This window comes from Rhizobium sp. LC145, from assembly GCF_001005825.1.
Classification (GTDB): domain Bacteria; phylum Pseudomonadota; class Alphaproteobacteria; order Rhizobiales; family Rhizobiaceae; genus Neorhizobium.
Window position 1 is genome coordinate 867,637 of sequence record NZ_LBHV01000001.1, and the last position, 23,020, is coordinate 890,656.

At 63.3% G+C, this 23,020-nt stretch carries 19 protein-coding genes; 13 read left to right on the plus strand and 6 right to left on the minus strand.

Annotated elements, in window-relative coordinates; all coding sequences use genetic code 11:
• Nucleotides 1–82: 82 nt before the first annotated feature.
• The 5 genes from fabF to YH62_RS04440 all read right to left on the minus strand — a co-directional run bounded on the left by fabF (nucleotide 83) and on the right by YH62_RS04440 (nucleotide 5,059).
• Complete coding sequence (gene fabF / locus YH62_RS04420) at nucleotides 83–1,345, minus strand: beta-ketoacyl-ACP synthase II (RefSeq protein ID WP_046792884.1); 1,263 nt, start codon at nucleotides 1,343–1,345, stop codon at nucleotides 83–85.
• Nucleotides 1,346–1,453: 108 nt separating this feature from the next.
• Nucleotides 1,454–1,690: an acyl carrier protein gene (locus tag YH62_RS04425; RefSeq protein ID WP_003502080.1), complete on the minus strand. Its 237-nt coding sequence runs from the start codon at nucleotides 1,688–1,690 to the stop codon at nucleotides 1,454–1,456.
• A gap of 283 nt (nucleotides 1,691–1,973) precedes the next feature.
• The gene (fabG, locus tag YH62_RS04430) at nucleotides 1,974–2,714 is read right to left on the minus strand and encodes a 3-oxoacyl-[acyl-carrier-protein] reductase (protein WP_046792885.1); all 741 of its coding nucleotides are present in this window, start codon (nucleotides 2,712–2,714) and stop codon (nucleotides 1,974–1,976) included.
• Between the two features lie 17 nt (nucleotides 2,715–2,731).
• The gene (gene fabD / locus YH62_RS04435) at nucleotides 2,732–3,688 is read right to left on the minus strand and encodes an ACP S-malonyltransferase (protein WP_046792886.1); all 957 of its coding nucleotides are present in this window, start codon (nucleotides 3,686–3,688) and stop codon (nucleotides 2,732–2,734) included.
• An 84-nt stretch (nucleotides 3,689–3,772) separates the two neighbouring features.
• Entirely contained in the window at nucleotides 3,773–5,059 is a 1,287-nt protein-coding gene (locus YH62_RS04440) for an Nramp family divalent metal transporter (protein WP_046792887.1), read from the minus strand.
• Between the two features lie 243 nt (nucleotides 5,060–5,302).
• Here YH62_RS04440 and YH62_RS04445 point away from each other — a divergent pair, with 243 nt between their 5' ends.
• From YH62_RS04445 to YH62_RS04485, 9 genes are all read left to right on the plus strand, one after another.
• Complete coding sequence (locus YH62_RS04445) at nucleotides 5,303–6,346, plus strand: aldo/keto reductase (RefSeq protein ID WP_046792888.1); 1,044 nt, start codon at nucleotides 5,303–5,305, stop codon at nucleotides 6,344–6,346.
• A gap of 167 nt (nucleotides 6,347–6,513) precedes the next feature.
• A complete protein-coding gene (locus tag YH62_RS04450; RefSeq protein WP_046792889.1) occupies nucleotides 6,514–8,562 on the plus strand; it encodes a DEAD/DEAH box helicase in 2,049 nt (682 codons plus the stop codon).
• Nucleotides 8,563–8,901: 339 nt separating this feature from the next.
• The gene (gene rpsF, locus YH62_RS04455; RefSeq protein WP_046792890.1) at nucleotides 8,902–9,366 is read left to right on the plus strand and encodes a 30S ribosomal protein S6; all 465 of its coding nucleotides are present in this window, start codon (nucleotides 8,902–8,904) and stop codon (nucleotides 9,364–9,366) included.
• 23 nt (nucleotides 9,367–9,389) lie between these two features.
• Nucleotides 9,390–9,638 carry a 30S ribosomal protein S18 gene (gene rpsR, locus YH62_RS04460; RefSeq protein ID WP_046792891.1) on the plus strand — a complete coding sequence of 83 codons (249 nt, stop codon included), beginning with the start codon at nucleotides 9,390–9,392 and terminating at the stop codon, nucleotides 9,636–9,638.
• 158 nt (nucleotides 9,639–9,796) lie between these two features.
• Nucleotides 9,797–10,765 (plus strand): DUF2232 domain-containing protein, encoded by a 969-nt coding sequence (locus YH62_RS04465; protein ID WP_046793046.1) that lies wholly within the window; start codon nucleotides 9,797–9,799, stop codon nucleotides 10,763–10,765.
• A 22-nt stretch (nucleotides 10,766–10,787) separates the two neighbouring features.
• On the plus strand, nucleotides 10,788–11,363 hold the full coding sequence (gene rplI, locus YH62_RS04470; RefSeq protein ID WP_046792892.1) for a 50S ribosomal protein L9: 576 nt from the start codon (nucleotides 10,788–10,790) through the stop codon (nucleotides 11,361–11,363).
• Nucleotides 11,364–11,552: 189 nt separating this feature from the next.
• Nucleotides 11,553–12,536, plus strand: a complete 984-nt coding sequence (locus YH62_RS04475; RefSeq protein ID WP_046792893.1) for a TAXI family TRAP transporter solute-binding subunit — start codon at nucleotides 11,553–11,555, stop codon at nucleotides 12,534–12,536.
• 84 nt (nucleotides 12,537–12,620) lie between these two features.
• Complete coding sequence (locus YH62_RS04480; protein WP_046792894.1) at nucleotides 12,621–14,672, plus strand: TRAP transporter permease; 2,052 nt, start codon at nucleotides 12,621–12,623, stop codon at nucleotides 14,670–14,672.
• Between the two features lie 209 nt (nucleotides 14,673–14,881).
• Nucleotides 14,882–16,384: a replicative DNA helicase gene (locus tag YH62_RS04485; protein ID WP_046793047.1), complete on the plus strand. Its 1,503-nt coding sequence runs from the start codon at nucleotides 14,882–14,884 to the stop codon at nucleotides 16,382–16,384.
• Nucleotides 16,385–16,411: 27 nt separating this feature from the next.
• Here the strand turns inward: YH62_RS04485 and YH62_RS04490 are convergent, their stop codons facing one another.
• Nucleotides 16,412–17,650 carry an alpha-D-ribose 1-methylphosphonate 5-triphosphate diphosphatase gene (locus YH62_RS04490; RefSeq protein WP_348625749.1) on the minus strand — a complete coding sequence of 413 codons (1,239 nt, stop codon included), beginning with the start codon at nucleotides 17,648–17,650 and terminating at the stop codon, nucleotides 16,412–16,414.
• Between the two features lie 255 nt (nucleotides 17,651–17,905).
• Between YH62_RS04490 and alr the strand changes: the two genes are divergently transcribed.
• From alr to purF, 4 genes are all read left to right on the plus strand, one after another.
• Nucleotides 17,906–19,066: an alanine racemase gene (gene alr, locus YH62_RS04495; RefSeq protein WP_046792895.1), complete on the plus strand. Its 1,161-nt coding sequence runs from the start codon at nucleotides 17,906–17,908 to the stop codon at nucleotides 19,064–19,066.
• A 103-nt stretch (nucleotides 19,067–19,169) separates the two neighbouring features.
• Nucleotides 19,170–20,573 carry a DNA repair protein RadA gene (gene radA / locus YH62_RS04500; protein WP_046792896.1) on the plus strand — a complete coding sequence of 468 codons (1,404 nt, stop codon included), beginning with the start codon at nucleotides 19,170–19,172 and terminating at the stop codon, nucleotides 20,571–20,573.
• 84 nt (nucleotides 20,574–20,657) lie between these two features.
• A complete protein-coding gene (locus YH62_RS04505; protein ID WP_046792897.1) occupies nucleotides 20,658–21,254 on the plus strand; it encodes a CvpA family protein in 597 nt (198 codons plus the stop codon).
• Between the two features lie 130 nt (nucleotides 21,255–21,384).
• Entirely contained in the window at nucleotides 21,385–22,887 is a 1,503-nt protein-coding gene (gene purF / locus YH62_RS04510) for an amidophosphoribosyltransferase (RefSeq protein ID WP_046792898.1), read from the plus strand.
• The last annotated feature ends 133 nt before the right edge of the window (nucleotides 22,888–23,020 follow it).

The window sequence follows — 23,020 nt, forward strand, 5'->3', positions numbered from 1 at the left end:
TTAGTCCCGCTGTTTGACCAAGCAATACGGCAAAAAACAGGTACAAAGGATGACGCGGCGAGGCCTCTAGCCTCAATCGGCATCAAGCTTCGTAACGACGCAGCACGAGGGACGCGTTGGTGCCCCCGAAACCGAAAGAGTTTGAAAGCGCCACATTGATCTCGCGCTTGCGCGCCTTGTGCGGCACGAGGTCGATGGCGGTCTCCACATCCGGATTGTCGAGGTTCAACGTCGGCGGCGCAATGTTGTCGCGGATCGCCAGCACGGAGAATATCGCCTCGACGGCACCGGCGGCACCCAGCAGATGACCGATGGCCGACTTGGTGGAAGACATCGAAACCTTGGAAGCGGCATTGCCCACGAGACGCTCGACCGCGCCGAGCTCGATCGTGTCGGCCATGGTGGAAGTGCCATGGGCGTTGATATAGTCGATATCGGTGGGCGAAAGGCCGGCACGCTTCAGCGCCATCGACATGCAGCGATAGGCGCCCTCACCGTCTTCCGACGGCGCGGTGATATGGAAGGCGTCTCCGGAGAGACCGTAGCCCACCACTTCCGCATAAATCTTGGCGCCGCGCGCCTTGGCGTGTTCGAGCTCTTCCAGCACGACGATGCCGGCGCCCTCGCCCATGACGAAACCATCGCGGTCGCGGTCATAGGGGCGCGAGGCCTTCTGCGGATCGTCGTTATGCTGCGTCGAAAGCGCCTTACAGGCGGCAAAGCCGGCAAGCGCGATACGGGAGATCGGCGATTCCGCGCCACCGGCAACCATAACGTCGGCATCGCCGAGCGCGATGAGACGGGCTGCGTCGCCGATCGCGTGTGCGCCGGTCGAACAGGCGGTGACGACGGCATGATTCGGGCCGCGCAGCTTGTGCTTGATGGATACCTGGCCGGAAACCAGATTGATGAGACGGCCTGGGATGAAGAAGGGCGAAATGCGGCGCGGGCCCTTGTCGCGCAGGGTATAACCCGCCTCCACAATGCCTTCGAGGCCGCCGATGCCGGAACCGATCAGAACGCCGGTCGCGATCTGGTCTTCATCCGTTTGCGGATGCCAGCCGGCATCCTCGAGCGCCATGTCGGCGGCGGCCATGCCGTAAACGATGAAAGGATCAACCTTGCGCTGCTCCTTCGGCTCCATCCAGTCGTCCACATTGAACGTACCATCGGAGCCATCGCCGACAGGAATGCGACAGGCGATCTTGGCAGGCAGGTCATCGACTTCGAATTCTGTCACCAGGCGAGCGCCGTTTTCCCCTGCCAGCAGACGTGACCACGTCACTTCGGTTCCGCATCCAAGGGGAGATACCATGCCGGTACCGGTGATAACGACTCGTCTCATCGTCAGCGCTACCCAGTCTTCTTCATAGTTCAGTTGCTGAAACGGCCCGAGCGAGCGGGCCGTCGTTAGGATCAGCCTTCCGGCGTCTCCCGTCAGATTGTCGGTCGGTCAGGCCTGGGCCTTCTCGATGAACTTCACGGCATCGCCGACGGTCAGAATGGAATCGGCCGCATCGTCCGGAATTTCCACGCCGAACTCTTCCTCGAAAGCCATGACCAGTTCGACCGTGTCGAGCGAGTCCGCACCGAGATCGTCGATGAAGCTGGCGCCCTCGACGACTTTGTCGGCATCGACGCCGAGGTGGTCAATTACAATTTTCTTCACGCGTTCTGCGATATCGCTCATGTCGGTTTTCCTCGACCTTTATCTTTCCCGAATGCCTTCGGCATCCGCACCCTGTTAAAACCCGCACCCGCCACCGCAAAGGATGGCTGTGCCGGCAAACCCGTTCAACCCGCCGCAGTATCGATCACGCCCCGAGGGTCTCATGATCCCCTGTCCTTGCGGGGTGACTGTCCACAGTCATGGCCCGCTTAACATGCTTTCGATGTTCCGCAAAGCCAGAATTTGTTCCATCGCGCCGCCGCCAACAGGGGATTTAACACCTTGGCAGAAACGGATGAACCCGTCAGATCATCGCCATGCCGCCGTTGACGTGCAGCGTCTGTCCGGTGACGTAGCCGGCTTCCGACGAGGCAAGATAGAGTACCGCCGAGGCTATATCAGCTCCCGCGCCCATGCGCTTCATCGGGATCGCGCCGAGGATCGCCTCTTTCTGCTTATCATTGAGCTTGCCCGTCATGGCCGACTCGATGAAGCCCGGCGCCACGCAGTTGACGGTGACGTTGCGGGTGGCGATCTCCTGCGCCAGCGACTTGGAAAAGCCGATCATGCCGGCCTTTGAGGCGCAATAGTTCGCCTGGCCCGGATTGCCGGTGACGCCGACGACGGAGGTGATGTTGATGATGCGGCCGTAGCGGCGGCGCATCATCGGATGGGTAAGCTCTCGCGTCAGGCGGAAGACGGCCGTCAGATTCACTTCGAGAACGGAATCCCAATCCTCATCGCTCATGCGAACGAAGAGCCCATCCTTGGTGATGCCGGCATTGTTCACGAGAATGTCGACGCCCCCGAGCTCTGCTTCCGCCTTCTCGCCGAGCGCCTTCACCTCGTCGCGGTCGGAGAGGTTGGCGGGGAAGATCTTGACGCGATCGCCACCGAGTTCGGCGGCCAGCGCCTCCAGCTTCTCGACGCGAGTGCCGTGCAGGCCGACGACAGCGCCCTGGGCGTGAAGCAGGCGGGCGATTTCCTCGCCGAGCCCGCCGGTTGCGCCCGTTACCAGAGCCTTGCGGCCGGTCAAATCAAACATGACAATGTTCCTTTTCTTCAGCCGAGAATGGCCTTGAGCGCCGCGTCGATGTCGGCAGGCGTATTGACGGCAGTGCCGGAGATATTCTTGTCGATGCGGCGGGCAAGCCCCGTCAGCACCTTGCCGGCGCCGACCTCATAGAGTGTCGTGACGCCGTTCTGGCCGAACCACTCCACGGTCTCGCGCCAGCGCACCTGGCCCGTCACCTGCATCACCAGAAGCTTGGCGATTTCATCCGCGTCGTAGACGGGGGCCGCGCGCACATTGGCGACGACCGGCACGACCGGGTTCTTCTTCTCCACCTTTTCAAGCGCATGCTGCATGGCGTCCGCGGCGGGAGCCATGAGCGCGCTGTGGAAGGGAGCGGAAACGGGAAGCATGATGGCGCGTTTGGCGCCCTTTTCGGTCGCGAGCGCCGCAGCCTTTTCGACGGCGGCCTTGGAGCCGGAGATAACGAGCTGGCCGCCGCCGTTGTCGTTGGCGATCTGGCAGATGCCATCTGCCCCGGCTTCCTCGCAGATGGCAGAGACGTCGTCATGCTCGAGGCCGATGATGGCGGCCATCGCGCCATGGCCGACGGGCACGGCGCTCTGCATGGCATCCCCGCGGATGCGCAGGAGGCGCGCGGTATCGGCAAGGGAGAACGTGCCTGCCGCGCAGAGCGCGGAATATTCGCCGAGCGAATGGCCGGCGACGAAGGCCACCCTGTCCGCCAGTTTGAGGCCATTCGCTTCCAGAACCCGCATGGCCGCGACCGAGACGGCCATCAAGGCCGGCTGGGCATTGGCCGTCAGCGTCAGCGTTTCCTCGGGACCGCTCCAGATGATGTCGGAGAGCTTTTGCCCGAGCGCATCGTCGATCTCCTCGAAGACGGCGCGCGCCTCGGGAAAAGCGTCGGCAAGGTCCTTGCCCATGCCGACAGATTGGCTGCCCTGTCCGGGAAACGTGAATGCGATGCTGGTTGGAGTGCCCATGGGATTGTTTCCTTCCCTTTTCTTTCGCTTCTCCAAGTCACGTTCCAGGCCGGGAGTCAAGGCACGGAACCCGGCAGGACCCCGTCATCCCCTGGCAAACAGGCCCACGATCTCGTTCACGCTGAGTACGATGAACAGGAGAGCCGAAACGCCGAGCAGGCCGTTCGAAATCCAGCCGCTGCGCCATTCCTTCGGCACCCGCGAGGAATTCAGGAGCCAGATCAGCGTGAGCGCCAGGAACGGCATGAAGAAGGCGCCGAGCGCACCATAGATGATGACGAGCGTGAACGGGCGGCCGAACCAGAGCAGCGCCATCGGCGGGATCGTCAGCCAGAACAGGTAGAACTTGAAGGCGAAGGTCTTTTCCAGTCCTTCGCGGGAGCCGCCCTCACCCTTCAGGTTGCGGACGAAATCCGCAAACAGCAGCGACACGCCGTGCCAGACGCCGAGAATGGAGGATACCGCGGTGGCGAAGAAGCCGACCAGGAAGATCACGGAAACCACCCGGCCGAAACGCTGTTCCAGCACCTCGTCGAGATCGAGAAGGCCACGGTCGCCGGTCGAAAGGGCGATCTGCGCAGTATAGAGCATCTCGGCGCCGATGATGAGCATGGCGATCACGAAGATGCCGGTGATGATGTAGGAGACGCGGTTGTCGAGCCGCATGACGCCCATCCAGGCGGGCGTGCGCCAGCCCTTGGCGTTCACCCAATAGCCGTAGGAAGCCATGGTGATGGTGCCGCCGACGCCGCCGATCAGTCCGAGCGTATAGATGGCCGAACCTTCCGGAATGCTCGGGATGAGACCGGTGAGCGCTTCGCCGATATTCGGCACGACGAGGAGAGCGATGCCCACCACGACGACGAACATCACGCCGATGAAGAGTTTCATGACGTTCTCGAACATCTCGTATTTGTTGAGAGCCACGAAGATCGCGCAGAGCGAGCCGGAAAGCATCGCCCAGAGCCAGAGCGGTACGGCGGGGAAGAGGGCTGCAAGCGGCAGGGCCGTGGCGCTCATGGCGGTCGCGCCGTACACGAAACCCCAGATCATGATGTAGATGCCGAAATACCAACTCGTCCAGCGGCCGAGCGATTTCCAGCCTTCCAGCATGGTCGAGCCGGTGGCGAGGTGATAGCGCGCCGAACCTTCCGCCAGAGCGATCTTGACGATGCAGCCGATGACCGCCGCCCACAGCAGCGCGTAGCCGAAGCGCGAGCCGGCAATCAGGGTCGCCACGAGATCGCCGGCCCCCACGCCCGTCGCCGCCGCGACGATGCCCGGACCGATCAGCTTCCAGCGCCCGGTTGTCGGCGGCGTGCCCGCGTCAAGAACAGCCCGGTCGCCAGCACCGCTTGTATTCTCAGCCATTCAAAAGCCTCCGCTCGGATAATCGTTTCATTTTCAGCGCGTTTTGGACGTAAAAATACCAAAATGCAAATTTCGGCGGAATGTTTCTCTCGTTTCCGGTCTTTCGAGGATGATTTTTGCCAGCGCCCACAAGGTGATGCAGGCTGTTCCTCTTGCGCCGCAGCAAATCGGGACTAAAGTCCCCTCACCTTCCAAGCGACGGCACGCTTCAACCCATCGGGCACTCATCGGGACTTTCAGCGCATGAAATACAAGACACTCGGCCGCACGGATATCACCGTGTCGGAAATCTGCCTCGGCACCATGACCTGGGGAACGCAGAACAGCGAAGCGGAAGCTCATGAGCAGATGGACTATGCGCTCGCGCATGGGGTGAACTTCTTCGACACCGCCGAGCTTTACCCGACGACGCCGGTGAGCGCGGAAACCTATGCGGACACAGAAAAGATCATCGGCAACTGGTTCCAGAAGACCGGGAGGCGGAAAGACGTGGTGCTGGCCACCAAGGTGGCGGGCGCGGGCCGCCCCTATATCCGCGGCGGCGCGCCCATCGACGGCGAGACGATCCGCCAGGCCGTGGATGCCAGCCTTCAGCGGCTGAAGACCGACCATATCGATCTCTACCAGATCCACTGGCCGAACCGCGGGCACTACCACTTCCGCGGCGCCTGGCAGTACGATCCGTCCACGCAGGACAAGGCCCGCACCGTCGCTGAAATCATCGAAAAACTGGAGGTGCTCGGCGACATCGTCAAGGCGGGCAAGGTGCGCGCCATCGGCCTTTCCAACGAGACGGTCTGGGGCACACAGAAGTTTCTGTCGATAGCCGAGAAGAAGGGCCTGCCGCGTATCGCGAGCGTCCAGAACGAGTACAGCCTTCTATACCGCACGCATGACCTCGATTTCGCGGAACTCTCCCACTACGAAGATGTCGGGCTGCTTGCATATTCTCCGCTGGCGGCGGGCATACTGACCGGCAAGTACCTGAATGGGAAAATCCCGGCAGGGTCCCGCGTCTCCATCAACGGCGATCTCGGCGGCCGGCTGCAACCGCATCAGGAAGCGCCCGCCGCCGCTTATGTGGAGATCGCAGGCAAGCACGGGCTCGACCCGGCGCAAATGGCGCTTGCCTTCTGCCTCGCGCGCCCCTTCTTGACCTCAGCCATCATCGGCGCCACCTCGATGGAGCAGTTGAGGACGAATATCGGCGCGGCAGACATTACTCTTTCGGATGAGGTGCTGCGGGACATCGCCGCCGTTCACCGCCGGTATCCCATGCCTCTGTGAAACGACAGGCGGTCTCGCCCGCCGCGGACTTCGGGCTGCACCATCGAACCGGGTGCAGCCCCCGTATACTTTGACAATTGACTTCCGAATGAATAGGAACTTGCGCAATCAGGCCGCAATCGTTGCGGCCACGGCGCCGTGCGCGAAGAATCCGAAAGATACAGAAAATGACCGATCACGATGGCGCCGTCCCGGCGATCGCCAAGGCGTTGGCGAAACGGGGCTACACGACGCTTACCCCCGTCCAGAAATCCATGCTCGACCCGGCTCTCGCCGGTTCGGACGCACTCGTCTCCGCCCAGACCGGCTCCGGCAAGACCGTAGCCTTCGGGATCGCCATGGCGCCGAGCCTGCTCGGCGACCAGGAGAAGTTCGGCCGCGCCGGCGCGCCGCTTGCCCTCGTCATAGCCCCCACCCGCGAACTCGCCATGCAGGTGAAACGCGAACTGGAATGGCTCTACGAGATGGCGGACGCCGTCATCGCAAGCTGCGTCGGCGGCATGGACATCCGCAACGAACGGCGGGCGCTGGAACGCGGCGCACATATCGTCGTCGGCACGCCGGGCCGTATCTGCGACCATATCCGCCGCAACGCGCTCGACATGTCGGAACTGAAGGTCGCCGTTCTCGACGAAGCCGACGAGATGCTCGATCTCGGCTTCCGCGAGGACCTGGAGTTCATTCTGGAATCCGCGCCGGACGACCGGCGCACGCTGATGTTCTCCGCGACCGTGCCTGCCGCCATCGCCAAGCTCGCCAAGAGCTATCAGCGCGATGCGGTGCGCATCGCCACGACGGCGGAAGAAAAGCAGCATGTCGACATCGAGCAGCGCGCCCTGCTGGTGACGCCACATGACAGAGAGAACGCCATCGTCAACGTGCTGCGCTACTACGAAGCGCCCAACGCCATCGTTTTCTGCTCGACGCGTGCGGCCGTCAACCATCTGACGGCACGGCTTTCCAACCGCAATTTCTCGGTCGTGGCGCTTTCCGGCGAACTGACCCAGAACGAACGCACCCATGCGCTGCAGGCCATGCGCGACGGCCGCGCCCGCGTCTGCATCGCCACCGACGTCGCCGCCCGCGGCATCGACCTTCCCGGGCTCGACCTCGTCATCCACGCGGACCTGCCGACCAATTCGGAAACCCTGCTTCACCGCAGCGGCCGGACGGGACGCGCCGGCCGCAAGGGCATCAGCGCGCTGATCGTGCCGGTCAACCAGCGCCGCAAGGCCGAGCGCCTGCTGTTCGGCGCGAGTATCGAACCCACCTGGGGCCGTCCGCCCTCGGCCGAAGAGGTCATCCGCCGGGACGAGGAGCGCCTGCTCGCCGATCCGATCTTCGAAGAGGCAGCCCGCGACGAGGACGAAGAGGCGCTGATCGCGAAGCTTGTCGCCCAATATGGCGCCGAAAAGCTCGCCACCGCCTTTGTCAGCCTCTACCGCGGCAGGAATTCCGCCCCCGAAGATATCGTCGAAGTGTCGCTCGACGGCAGCCGCAAACCGCGCGATGGCGGACGCGACAATGCCGGTGATCCGGCCTCCCGGCCGTTGACCCCGCGCGGCGATTTCGGCCCGGCAGTCTGGTTCTCGCTATCCGTCGGGCGAAAGCAGCGGGCCGAACCGCGCTGGCTCATCCCGACGATCTGCCGCAACGGCGACCTGACGAAGAACGAGATCGGCGCGATCAAGATGCAGGCCGACGAGACCTTCGTGGAAATCGCCGCCGATCATGCCGACCGGTTCCTGCAGAAGCTCGGTAAGGACCGGATGATGGAGCGCGGCATCCGCGTGACGCGCCTCGACGGCGCACCGGACTTCAGCAAGTTCTCCCGTGGGAAGGACGAGGACGACTTTGCCCGCCGAGAAGGTCCGCGCATGGACAAGCCCTGGAAAGAGAAGTCTTTCAGGGATGGATCGGCCAAGGATGCCCCTCGCAAGGAATGGCAGGGGAAGGGCAAGTTCACGGGCGAAAAGGTCCGCGACAAGGCTGATGAGGGGCGGCGTCTCGACGACGAGGTCTGGGGCGACAGCAAGCCGAAGGGTAAAGCCAAGCCCGCCGAGGCCGGAAACCGCGAGGCACGCAGCTTCGACAAACCGTTCCGCGAGAAGCCTTTCGGCAAGAGCGGCGCCGACAAGCCCTTCAAGAAGAAGGACAAGCCCAAGGGCAATGGCCCGAAATCGGGCGGCAAGGGAAATTTCGAACGGCGGAAGTAACGCCGGCGAACGGCAGGCGGCAGGGCCTCGGACCGCCGCCCCTGCCATTGCCAAAACCAGAAATGAACCGCGCGCCGGCTTTCCCCTTGCCTTCTGCGGAAAAACCCGTATAAGGCGCGCTGTTCGAAACACCCGGTCTTTCTGGCTGGTGGCTGAACGGAGGGCAGGTTTCCATGTGGAAGCCGCAGGGACCAAAAGGTCCGAGCCTCCCGTGTCTCCGCTCTCGACCGTCTCGATACAACAACTTTTCTTGCCGGGGCCTAGCCCCTCAGGAGCAGTCGTTGAGGCTTAGCCGCCGAATTCCGGGTAAAGACAACCGCAAGAAAAGGCAAAGCTTACATGGCTCTCTACGAACACGTATTCCTTGCCCGGCAGGATATGTCCGCTCAGCAGGTTGATGCCCTCGTCGAACAGTACAAGGGTGTCCTCGAAGCTAACGGCGGCAAGGTCGGGCGCGTTGAAAACTGGGGCCTCAAGTCCCTGACGTACCGCATCAAGAAGAACCGCAAGGCTCACTACGCCCTGATGGACATCGACGCGCCGGCAGCCGCCGTGCACGAGATGGAACGTCAGATGCGCATCAACGAAGACGTTCTTCGCTACATGACGATCGCCGTCGAGAAGCATGAAGAAGGCCCGTCCGCAATGATGCAGAAGCGCGACCGCGACGACCGTCCGCGTGACGACCGTGGCCCGCGCCGCGACTTCGGCGACCGTGGCCCGCGCCGCGAATTCGGCGACCGTCCCCCGCGTGAAGGCGGCTTCGAGCGCGCACCGCGCCCGTCCGCTCCGCGCGAATCCTAATCGGCTAGAAGGAGAAGAGACCAATGGCTGACGTATCCTCCTCCCCGGCACGCCGCCCGTTCCACCGCCGTCGCAAGACCTGCCCGTTCTCGGGCGCGAACGCACCGCGGATCGACTACAAGGACGTACGCCTCCTGCAGCGCTACATTTCCGAGCGCGGCAAGATCGTCCCGTCCCGCATCACGGCCGTTTCTCAGAAGAAGCAGCGCGAACTCGCCAAGGCGATCAAGCGCGCCCGCTTCCTCGGCCTGCTGCCCTACGTCGTAGCATAAGTTGAATTTAGACCCGCTGATGAAGAGTCAGCGGGTCTAATCCCTTCCGCGATGGGCGCGGATCGGAAATTCTTAAATCCCATGTTGGGGATGAAGTGCCTGAGAGATTGATTCAGGTGTGATCCCCTAACTGCTTGAAACGGCAGGACAGCGAGACCGTGACGAACAAGTATCAGACAGTGCTGCCGACCGGCATCCTCGCCGGTATTGCCGCCACCCTGCTCGTGCTGGGTGCGAGCGCGCAGCCGTCCTTTGCCGCCCTGCTCTACGCCGCCTCGGCGCTGCCCATCCTCGTTGCAGGCCTCGGCTGGGGCAACCGCGCCGCAATCATCGGCATTCTGACCGCCGCCGCGCTCGGCGCGATCCTGATCGCGCCGCTCTTTGCGCTGACCATGGCGATCTTCACGCTGATCCCCGCCGGCTGGCTTTCGCATCTCGCCAATCTCGCCCGCCCGGCCTCCGAACTCGGCGGCCCCGAGAACCTGGTAGCCTGGTATCCCATCTCGGACATCCTCCTGCATCTCTGCGGCCTCGTTACCGTCGCCGTCATCGCGCTCGGCGTCGTCATCGGCTACGGCCCGGAACTGACGAACCAGCTCGTGGATGCCATGTCGGCCGCGGTGCAGGAGCCGGGATTTACGCCGGACGCCGCCGGGCTTGCCCAGACAAAGGCGCTGATGGTGCTGATGCTGCCGATGATCCAGGGCGGGCTCTGGGTCATCCTGCTCTTCGCGGCCTTCTATTTCGCGACACGGATCACCACCGGCATGGGCCGGTCGCTCAGGCCGCGCGAGGAAATGCCGTCCGCGCTGCGCATGAACCGCTACGCGATCTTCATCTTCCTGGCCGGCATCCTCGCCACCTTTGCCGGGGGCGTCCCGGCTATGATCGGCGCGACGATCTGCGGTACGTTCGGCGCCGGCTTCCTGATGGCCGGTTTCGCCTCGCTGCATTTCCGCAGCAAGGGCAAGGACTGGCGGCTGCCCGTGCTGGTGCTGGCCTATCTCTCGTCCATGCTGCTCTTCCCGGCCTTCGCAATCCTCGTGCTCGGACTTGTCGACACGCGGCGCACCATTGCGCTGACGCCGGCAAATCCCGCATCCGATACATCCGAAAACAAGAACTGAAGCACACTGAAAGGAAACCAACATGCAAGTCATTCTGCTTGAACGCATCGCCAAGCTCGGCCAGATGGGCGAGACGGTAAAGGTCCGCGACGGCTACGCCCGCAACTTCCTGCTGCCGCAGGGCAAGGCGCTGCGCTCCAACGAAGCCAACAAGAAGCGCTTCGAAAACGAGCGCGCCACGCTCGAAGCCCGCAACCTCGAGCGCAAGGGCGAAGCCCAGAAGGTCGCAGACGCGCTTTCCGGCAAGTCCTTCGTCGTCGTCCGCTCGGCCGGCGAAACCGGTCAGCTCTACGGCTCCGTCGCTGCCCGCGACATCATCGAGACGCTGGCTGCGGAAGGCTTCAACATCGGCCGCAACCAGGTTGACCTGAACACTCCGATCAAGGCGATCGGCCTGCACCAGGTTACCCTGCACCTGCATTCCGAAGTCGAAATCGAGATCGCACTCAACGTCGCCCGTTCGGCCGAAGAAGCCGAGCGTCAGGCCAAGGGCGAAAGCCTCACCTCCGCCGACGCGATCTATGGCGTGGACGAAGACGCCCTGCGTGCGGAAGATTTCTTCGATCCGGAAGCCGATAACGAAGCGGAAGAAGAATAATCGAACTTTCCCGTTCGGGATATCAGCCCCCGGCTTCGCGCCGGGGGCTTTTTTTATGCTTCGCAACGACCACCGCCGGCCGCCTCCCATTAACAATGATGGCGAAACCTGTACGGAACTGCGGCAGACAGTTGACAGACGAGCCCTCCTCTTCTCATGTTGCGCAGAACAGAAGAAAGGGAGCACCCCATGAGCATCAGACAGAAAATCCTGGCGATCGGCGCCGTGGTCGGCATCGTGGCCGCAGGCGCAAGCTTCGCGATCGCCCAAACGCCGGCCTTTTTCCGCATCGGCACCGGCGGGACGGCCGGCACCTACTACCCGATCGGCGGCCTGATCGCGAACGCGATCTCCGGAGCCGGAGACAAGGGAGTTCAGGGCCTCGTCGCCACCGCAGTTGCCTCCAACGGCTCGGTCGCCAATATCAATGCGATCCAGAGCGGCGCCATGGAATCCGGCTTCACGCAATCGGATGTCGCCTACTGGGCCCATAGCGGCACCGGCCTCTACGAAGGCAAGGGCAAGGTCGAGGATCTGCGCCTTATCGGAACGCTCTATCCCGAGACCATCCATCTCGTCGCAGCCAAGAACTCCGGCATCAAGTCCGTCGCCGATCTCAAGGGCAAGCGGGTTTCCATCGACGAGCCGGGCTCCGGCACCATCGTGGATGCGCGAATCGTTCTCGCAGCCTACGGGTTGAGCGAGGACGACATCCGGGCCGAACATCTGAAGCCGGGCCCCGCGGGCGAACTGCTGCGCGACGGCGGGCTCGACGCCTATTTCTTCGTCGGCGGATATCCGACTGGCGCGATCTCGGAATTGGCGACCTCGGCCGGCATCACCCTTGTTCCGATTTCCGGTCCCGAGGCGGACAAGCTGCTTTCGGAGTACAGCTTCTTCTCCAAGGACACCGTGCCGGAAGGCGCGTATCAGGGCGTCGGCGCAACGCCGACCATCGCGGTCGCGGCCCAGTGGGTCACCAGCGCCAAGCAGCCTGAGGAACTCGTCTACAACATCACCAAGGTGATGTGGAACGACGCTACGCGCGCGGCACTCGATGCCGGCCATGCCAAGGGCAAGCTGATCACCCTGCAGAACGCCGTCACCAGCCTCGGCATTCCGCTGCATCCGGGCGCAGAGCGCTTCTACAAGGAAGCCGGCGTCCTGAAGTAAGGAAAATACCTTCTTTCGAAAGCGGCGGCCCGCAACAGGCAGGCCGCCGTTTTCCGTCTGGAACGAAAATTCGAGGATACCGACATGGCGGCAGACAACGAGGGCAAGATCGCCCCAATGGAACTGGACGAGGCGAAGGCGCGCGAACTCGAGGAGAAATTCGATTCGGAGATCCGCTTCCGGCCGCTTTCGCCGATGACGGCACGCCTTGTGGGAACGGCGCTCGTCGCGCTTTCCATCTTCCACTACTACACGGCCGGATTCGGCCTGCTTTCGGAAGTCGTTCACCGCGGCATCCATCTGTCCTTCGTCCTCGGACTGATCTTTCTCGTGTTCCCGTTCACCCGCCGGGGTTACGACCAGCCGGCGGAATCGAGCCTTTACCGTCCGCTCGGCATTTCGCTGATCGACTGGGCGCTGGCGATCGGCGCCGTTGTGGCTGTGCTGCACGTTCCGCTCATCCCGCTGGATGACCTTGCCTTCCGCGTCGGCAATCCGACGACGACCGATGTCGTCCTGGGCGCCACGCTCATTCTCGTCCTATTGGAAGCGACGCGCCGCTCGGTCGGCTGGCCACTGCCGATCATTGCTGTCCTCTTCATGGCCTATTCCATATGGGGACCTTCGATGCCGGGCATTCTGGTGCATCCGGGCGCGACCTTCTCGCAGCTCGTGAACCACCTTTACCTGACGTCACAGGGCATCTACGGCATCGCGCTCGGCGTGGTGGCGACCTACGTCTTCCATTTCGTGCTGTTCGGCGTCTTCGCTACCCGCATCGGGCTCGGGCAACTGTTCCTCGATTGCGCCGCCTGGGTGGCGGGCCGCTATGCCGGCGGCCCGGCGAAGGTCTCGATCTTCGGCTCGGCGCTGTTCGGCATGATCTCCGGCTCCTCGGTCGCCAACACGGTGACCGTCGGTTCGCTGACGATCCCGGCGATGATCCGGCTCGGCTACAAACGGACCTTTGCGGCGGCCGTCGAATCCGCTTCCTCGACCGGCGGACAGATCACGCCGCCGATCATGGGCGCGGCAGCCTTCCTGATGATCGAGTTTCTGGACCTGCCCTATACGACGATCATTCTCGCCGCCATCGTGCCGGCCTTCATGCACTTCTTCGGCGTGCTCGTTCAGGTGCATTTCGAAGCCAAGCGGAATGGGTTGCGCGGCATGACGGCCGACGAGATGCCGGACCTCAAGGAAGCCTTCAAGCGCGACTGGCCGGCCGTCATTCCGCTCATCGTGCTGATCGCCGTCCTGCTTTCCGGCTACACGCCCTATCTCGCGGCCTTCTGGGGCATCACGCTCTGCATCGCGGTCGGCCTTCTCAACCCACGCCGCCGGATGTCTTTCCTGGAGGTTTTCGAGGGTCTTCGCGACGGCGCGAAATACGCGCTCGCCGTCGGCGCGGCCGCGGCCACAGTCGGCATCATCGTAGGCGTGGTCACGCTGACCGGCGTCGGTTTCAAGATTTCCTATATCGTGACCTCGACGGCCGCGCAGATGGCTACTTTCTTCGGTACGATCCTGCCGGCCGCCTGGTTCGGGCCGCAGACGCTCACCCTGCTCTTCACGCTCATCATGACGGGCGTGGTCTGCATCCTGATGGGCTGCGGGATACCGACAACGGCCAATTACATCATCATGGCGACGATCGCGGCACCGGCGCTCGGGCTGCTCGGCGTCGAGCCGATCGTGGCGCATTTCTTCGTGTTCTACTACGGGGTGCTGGCCGACATTACCCCGCCCGTGGCGCTCGCGGCCTATGCGGCGGCGGGCATGGCGGGCGCCGATCCGTTCAAGACCGGCAATACCGCCTTCCGGCTGGGGCTCGGCAAGGTGCTGGTGCCGTTCGTGTTCGTCTTCTCCCCTTCCCTGTTGCTTGTCACCGCCGACTTCAACTGGGGCGACTTCCTGACCGCCTTCATCGGCTGCGCGCTCGGGATCACCTTCCTCGGTGCTGCGCTCTCCGGCTTCATGCTGGTGCGGACCGTGGCCTGGGAAAGATTGCTGCTGACGGTCTCGGCCATCCTCCTGGTGGTGCCGGAACTGATTTCTTCGCTCATCGGCCTGGCGCTCGTCGTGCCGGTACTGCTGCGGCAGTTCGCGGGCCACCGGGCCGCGCCCGCCTTGTAGCGAATCTCGCAAGGGCTTATGCTCGGCGACCGTGGCGGACGCGCAGTTTTGCCACGGTCAAATCATCTCGTTCCATTGAGTGCGTTTTATCCACAAGCTCGTTTGTGACTGTGGAGATCGTCGGATTCCGGAGATTCTCCCAAGAGCGGCCGTTCATCCGCGGCAAACTGCTGTAGGATTGCGCTGATTCACAGATACCGATGGATGACATGCAGGACCTAGCACGCAAGCTGACGGCACTCAGCAACAAGGACGCGGAACCGCATTATCGCGAGGCTCCGAACAATATCGAGGCCGAACAGGCCCTTCTCGGGGCGATCCTGGTCAACAACGATGCCTATTATCGCGTTTCGGACTTCCTGAAGCCCCCCCATCTCTACGAGCCGCTTCACCGCAAGATCTTCGAAGTCGCGGGCGATATCATCCGCATGGGCAAGACGGCCAACCCGGTTACCATCAAGACCTTCCTGCCGGCCGACGACAAGGTCGGCGACCTGACGGTGGCGCAATATCTCGCGCGCCTCGCGGCCGAGGCGGTCTCGATCATCAATGCGGAGGACTACGGCCGGGCGATCTACGACCTGGCGCTGCGCCGCGCGCTGATCACCATCGGCGAGGACATGGTCAATATCGCCTATGACGCGCCGCTCGACATGCCCCCCCAGTCACAGATCGAAGACACCGAGCGGCGGCTCTTCGAACTGGCTGAAACCGGCAGATATGACGGCGGCTTCCAGTCGTTCAACGACGCGGTCGCACAGGCGATCGACATGGCGGGTGCCGCCTTCGAACGCGACGGCTCGCTCTCGGGCATTTCCACCGGCATCCATTCGCTGGACGCCCGGATGGGCGGCCTGCAGCGCTCCGACCTTATCGTGCTTGCCGGACGTCCCGGCATGGGCAAGACCTCGCTCGCCACGAACATCGCCTATAACATCGCAGCGTCCTATGAGCCCGAGGTTCAGCCGGACGGCTCGTTCAAGGCCAGGAATGGCGGCGTCGTCGGGTTCTACTCGCTCGAAATGTCGTCCGAACAGCTCGCCACCCGTATCATCTCCGAGCAGACCGAAGTGTCGTCATCGAAGATCCGCCGCGGCGATATCACCGAGGCCGATTTCGAAAAGCTCGTCGCATGCTCGCAGATGATGCAGAAGGTGCCGCTGTTCATCGACCAGACCGGCGGCATCTCGATCGCCCAATTGTCCGCCCGCGCCCGCCGGCTGAAGCGCCAGCGCGGCCTCGATTGCCTGGTGGTCGACTATATTCAGCTCATGACCGGCTCGGGAAAATCCGGGGAGAACCGCGTCCAGGAAATCACCCAGATCACCACTGGCCTGAAGGCGCTCGGCAAGGAGCTGAACGTGCCGATCATCGCGCTGTCGCAGCTCTCGCGTCAGGTGGAAAGCCGCGAAGACAAGCGCCCTCAGCTCTCCGACCTTCGTGAATCCGGCTCGATCGAGCAGGACGCGGACGTGGTGCTCTTCGTGTTCCGCGAAGAATATTACGTGAAGAACATGGAGCCCCGCGACATTTCCGATCCGAAATATCCGGAATGGGAAGCGCATATGGACAAGGTCAAGGGAACCGCAGACGTCATCATCGCCAAGCAGCGCCATGGACCGACCGGTACGGTGAAGCTCGCCTTCCAGTCGGAATACACCCGCTTTGCCGATCTCGCCGATCCCTCCTTCTCGCAATACGAAGAGCATTGAGCGAAGGGGCGTACGCGCCCTTTTCCTTCAGTGACCTGCGGGCGCCGCGCGATAGGCTTCCCGTCCGGAGATCCAGGTGCGCCGCACCGCCGGTGCGGCGTCTTCCGGCCACTCGATCAACACGAGATCGGCCCGCTTGCCGACTTCGACGACACCGCGGTCATCGAGCCCGGAAGCGCGTGCCGGATTGCCCGATACGAGAGGCCACAACATGTGGAGCGGACCGACGCCATCGGCCTTGAGCCTCGCCACGCCAAGCAACATCGCCGGATAATAATAATCCGAAGCGAGAATGTCGCAGAGCCCCTCGCGGATCATGTCGGCTGCGCCAATCGAAGCCAGGTGGCTGCCGCCGCGCGTCGCGTTGGGCGCGCCGAGGACGATGAAATCGCCGGCGTCGCGGGCAGCCCTCGCCACTCTTCTATTCACCGGAAACTCGCTGATCCGGGCGCCGCGCGCGCGGAAGAAATCGCGCGTTTCGATCTGACTGTCGTCGTGCGAGAGCATCGGTGCGCCGGCTGCCCGGCCCAAAGCCGCCACCTCTTCGATCGCCCCGAGCACCTGCGGCCGACGCTCCCATATGCCGCGAACGAGCGAGACCATGTCCGATACGGGGATTTTTGCCCGCTTGGCGCGTTCCTCCATCTTCGCGGCGAAAGCGGGTGCCTCCGGATCGACCATCGGGAAGGCCGGATCCAGATCGAAGGGCCGCTCCTGCAACGGCACCGAAGGATGCAGCATGGCCATGGACGTATGATCGTTGAACGCGACCGAGGGCAGGTGCGGACCGGAAAGCGCATCACGGATCAGTTCCACGGCTTCGAAGCAGAAGGTCTCCCAGCGCAGTTGCACGCGATTGTCCACCGTCAGCCGCGGGGCGAGCGCATCGAGGGCAGAGACGACGGCGCGGCCGCTTTCCACCGATCTGAGCCCCGGTTCCCAACTCAGCGTCAGGGCATGATAGGCAGTCGCGATGCCGTTGGCCGCAAGCTGGCGGTCCGTATCGAGCAGGGCTGCGGCGACAGGGAGCATGGTGCCGGGCCGCGGCATGAGCTGCCGCTCGAAGGCGTCGCCATGGATATCCACGAAAGCCGGTGCGAGAACATGGCCACGGCCATCGATGACTTTCGCTCCGTCGCGGGAACCGTTGATCGATGTGATCCGGCCATCTTCTATCCGCACGGATGCCTGCGCCAGACGGTCGCTGAAAACCACCGTCGCACCTTCAATGACAATTGCCGGATTGTTCCGCATCATCCCACCCATAAAAAGAAGAGGCACAGCAGCCGTATTACCACCATCGCGCGCAATCCGCCGCTTCTATCTAGCCGATGTGACAGATTTGAGAAACCTTCTGTGCATCGGCACGGAAGAGGCAGCGGACCATTAGCGCAAGACAGCCTCAACCGGCGCATCATGGTAAAAGATTGTGCAGTGCGATCGAATTTTGCCGGAATGTCTTTTTCCCGCCTCCGAAACCGGTAGGATCGCCGGAACATTCCTCATGCGCGACGAGCAGAAATGACCGACTTCGATAGCGACCTCTCCTCCTCCGCCGATTTCGACTGCGCACCCGTGCGCCTGACGGTCGATCTCGGAGCCCTTGCCGACAACTGGCGGGAAATGGCGTACAGGTCCGGCAAGGCGCGCGCCGCGGCGGTGGTCAAGGCCGACGCCTACGGCCTCGGGATCGAGGACTGCGGCACGGCGCTTTACGAGGCCGGAGCGCGGGACTTCTTCGTGGCCGTGCCGCAGGAGGGCGCGACGTTGCGGGCCTATGTCCCTGATGCCCGCATCTATGTGCTTTCCGGCATCTGGCCGGGACAGGAGCGAATGTTCTTCGAAGATGATCTCGTGCCGGTTCTGGCTTCGGAGGAGCAGCTCGCCTTCTGGATGTCGGCAATATCGGAACGGGGCGACCACCCCTGCGCGCTGCAGGTGGATACCGGCTTCAACCGGCTCGGCCTGTCCTTCCAGGATGCGCTGGCGCTGGCCGGGGACGTTTCGCGGCCGGCGAGCTTCTCGCCCGTCCTCGTACTCTCCCATCTCCATAGCGGTGACACGCCCTCCTCGCCCCTCAACCGCAAGCAACTCGAATCCTTCCGGCAGGTTGCGGATGCTTTCGAAGGAATCGAATCAAGCCTCTCGGCCTCTGCCGGAATTTTTCTGGGGCCGGACTATCATTTCGATCTCACGCGGCCGGGCATCGCGCTTTATGGCGGCGAAGCCGTGAACGGCATGAAGCCATTGAAGCCCGTGGCGAAGGCAGAGGCGCGAATCGTGCAGATTCGTGAAGCAGAAACCGGCAGTACCGTCAGCTATGGCGCCACCCACCAGCTTTCCCGGCAGAGCCGGCTGGCGGTGGTTTCGGCCGGCTATGCGGACGGTTACCTGCGCTCGCTTTCCGGCGCTGGAGTGCCGATCCGGGCGGGCGGCACGCAAGGCGCCTTCGGCTTCATCGCCGGTCATCGCGTCCCCGCGATCGGCCGCATCACCATGGACCTGACGATCTTCGACATCACCGACGTCCCGGCAGCCGAAATCCGCATCGGCGACTATATCGAGCTCTTCGGCCCCGGCATGCCGCTCGACGAGGTCGCCCGCGCCGCCGGCACGATCGGCTACGAAATGCTCACCGGCCTCGGGTTGCGGCACGAGCGGCGATATATCTATCCGGAATAAGCTCTTGGCCACCTTGCCAGCGACAGCATTTCGAGATTAAAAGAGCAAAAGTTCCGCTTTTGTTCTCGGCGGACTTTGAGTATCAAAGGCGGCGGCTGATCCCATGGCGAAGACCAAGACCCAATTCGTGTGCCAAAACTGCGGCACGGTGCATAGCCGCTGGGCCGGCAAATGCGAAGGCTGCGGCGAGTGGAACACCATCGTCGAGGAAGACCCGATGGGCGGCATCGGCGGCGGGCCTGGAAAGGCTCCGAAGAAAGGCCGCGCGGTCGCGCTCACCACTCTTTCCGGCGAGACGGAAGAGGCACCCCGCATCCATACCGGCATATCCGAACTCGACCGGGCGACCGGCGGCGGCTTCGTGCGCGGCTCGGCGGTGCTGGTCGGCGGCGATCCCGGCATAGGAAAGTCGACGCTGCTGATGCAGGCGGCGGCCGCCCTTTCCCGCCGCGGACACCGGATCATCTATGTCTCCGGCGAAGAAGCCGTGGCGCAGGTGAGACTGCGCGCCCAGCGGCTCGGCGCCGCCGACTCGGACGTGCTGCTCGCCGCCGAAACCAATGTCGAGGATATCCTCGCCACGATTTCGGACGGCAAGCGGCCCGATCTCGTCATCATCGATTCGATCCAGACGCTCTGGAGCGACACGGCCGATTCCGCTCCCGGCACGGTCACGCAGGTGCGCACCGGCGTACAGGCGATGATCCGTTTCGCCAAGCAGACGGGAGCCGCCATGGTGCTCGTCGGCCACGTCACCAAGGAGGGGCAGATCGCCGGCCCTCGCGTCGTCGAGCACATGGTCGACGCCGTGCTTTATTTCGAGGGCGACCGGGGACATCATTACCGCATCCTTCGCACCGTGAAGAACCGTTTCGGGCCGACCGACGAGATCGGCGTGTTCGAGATGTCCGACATGGGACTGCGCGAGGTCACCAATCCTTCCGAACTCTTTCTCGGGGAGCGCAATGCCAAGGCGCCGGGGGCGGCGGTCTTCGCCGGCATGGAAGGTACGCGGCCGGTGCTCGTGGAAGTGCAGGCCCTGGTGGCGGCCACCTCGCTCGGCACGCCGCGCCGCGCGGTCGTCGGCTGGGATTCGGCGCGTCTTTCCATGATCCTTGCCGTGCTGGAGGCCCATTGCGGCGTGCGGCTCGGCCAGCACGACGTCTACCTCAATGTGGCTGGCGGCTACCGCATTTCCGAACCGGCCGCCGACATCGCGGTCGCTTCCGCCCTCGTCTCGTCGCTTGCCGGTCTTGCCCTGCCGGCAGATTGCGTCTATTTCGGCGAAATCAGCCTCTCGGGGGCGGTTCGGCCGGTTTCGCAGACAGCCCAACGCCTGAAAGAGGCCGAGAAGCTCGGCTTTGCCGGAGCGATGCTGCCGGCCAGTTCCGCCGAGCTTCCGAAGACATCCGGCGCCCGCTGGACGGAAATCGAGGACCTGCCCGATCTCGTATCGCGCATAGCCGGTTCCGCCAGGAAACTGGGGAAAGCGGCGGAAGAGGATTGATCTTTCGTCAACTGTTCCCCTGATGTAAGAGGGTCCGCCGGCAAGCGGCGCCGAAAACCGACAGGTCCTTGGAGTAGAGCCTATATGCCCATCACGATTTTTGACGGTATCGTCATCGGCGTAACGCTGTTTTCCGCCGTTCTCGCCATGGTGCGCGGTTTCTCGCGGGAGGTGCTTTCGATCGCGAGCTGGATCGGCTCGATCGCCGCGGCCTACTATCTCTACCCGCTGCTGGTTCCCTACGCCCAGAATTACACGGCGGACAACCGCATCGCGATCGCCGGCTCTGCCGGCGTCATCTTCCTCATCGCCCTGATCATCATCACCTTCATCACGTCGCGGATCGCCGATTTCATCATCGACAGCCGCATCGGCGCTCTGGACCGCACGCTGGGCTTCCTGTTCGGCGCGGCTCGCGGCATCCTGCTGCTGGTGGTGGCCGTCGCCTTCTGGAACTGGCTGGTGGACGTCCGCTCGCAGCCGGCCTGGGTGACCCAGGCCAAGTCGAAGCCATTCCTCGACGCGCTGGTGGCGCGGCTCGAGGCGGTATTGCCGGAAGATCTCGAGCCTCAGATCCGCGCCCGCATTCTCGGCCGGGAAGAAGCTCCGGTCGAGGGCGCGCCCGAGCAGGAGCAAGCACCGGCCGACGACGCGCCGGCAACAAACCCGACAAATAATTGACGCTTTGTTGCGCTTGATGCAGCGCGAAACGTCACCATTTGTGGTATCATTCGCAGTAAAGTGAAACGGGCTGGTTTCGGGAACATCTTCCCGGCCGGCTTTTCCATTTTTCCGAAAGGGCACGGCCAAGATGAATCAGCCGGTTTCTGAGACGTTCGCAGACAACAACCTCCACGAATGGGATGGTGATACGCTGCGCGAAGAATGCGGCGTTTTCGGCATTCTCGGCCATCCGGAGGCCGCCACGCTGACGGCGCTCGGCCTTCACGCCCTCCAGCATCGCGGTCAGGAAGCAGCCGGCATCGTCTCCTTCGACGGTCTGCGCTTTCACTCCGAACGGCGGATGGGTCTCGTCGGAGATCACTATACCGATCCGGCCACGCTTGCCCGCCTTCCCGGCAATATAGCGATGGGCCACAACCGCTACTCCACGACCGGCGAAGTGGCGCTGCGCAACGTGCAGCCGCTGTTCGCCGAACTGGAGGTGGGCGGCATCGCGATCGCCCATAACGGCAATTTCACCAATGGCCTGACGCTGCGCCGGCAGTTGATCGCCGGAGGCGCCATCTGTCAGTCCACCTCCGACACGGAAGTGGTGCTGCATCTGATCGCCCGCTCGCGCTATGCCTCGACGGCCGACCGTTTCATCGACGCCATCCGGCAGATGGAAGGCGGTTATTCCATGCTCGCGATCACTCGCACGAAACTGATTGCCGCCCGCGATCCCACCGGCATCCGGCCTCTCGTCATGGGTGAGCTCGACGGCAAGCCGATCTTCGCTTCCGAAACCTGCGCGCTCGATATCATCGGTGCGAAGTACATCCGGGATGTGGAGAACGGCGAAGTCATCATCTGCGAGATCCAGGCCGACGGCTCCATCAGCATCGATGCCCGCAAGGCCGGCAATTCACAGCCCGAGCGGCTGTGCCTTTTCGAATACGTCTATTTCGCCCGTCCCGATTCTGTCGTCGGCGGCCGCAGCGTCTATGTCGCCCGCAAGAACATGGGCATCAATCTCGCCAAGGAATCGCCGGTCGAAGCCGATGTCGTGGTGCCGGTCCCGGATGGCGGCACGCCGGCAGCCCTCGGCTATGCGCAGGAAAGCGGCATCCCGTTCGAGTACGGCATCATCCGCAACCATTATGTCGGCCGCACCTTCATCGAGCCGACGCAGCAGATCCGTGCCTTTGGCGTGAAGCTCAAGCACTCCGCCAACCGCGCGATGATCGAGGGCAAGCGCGTTATCCTGGTCGATGATTCGATCGTGCGCGGCACGACCTCGCTCAAGATCGTGCAGATGATCCGCGACGCGGGCGCCAAGGAAGTGCATTTCCGCGTCGCCAGCCCGATGATCTACTATCCCGACTTCTACGGGATCGACACGCCGGACCGCGAAAAGCTCATCGCCAACCAGTACGATAGCCTCGAAGCCATGTGCAAATATATCGGCGCGGATTCGCTGGCCTTCCTGTCGATCAACGGGCTCTACCGCGCAGTCGGCGGCGAAGACCGCAATGACGCTCGGCCGCAGTTCACCGACCATTATTTCACCGGCGACTATCCGACCCGTCTACTCGACAAGGACGGGGAGACCATGGGCCGCAAGGTTTCGGTTCTGGCCAGCAACGGCTGAGGCTGACGATCACCCTCCCCTTGAGGGGGAGGGTCGGACCGAAGGTCCGGGGCGGGGTGATCGGTCCAGCCAGCAATTGCTCACCCCCACCCGCAGCTTCGCTGCGACCTCCCCCCTCAAGGGGGAGGTGAGG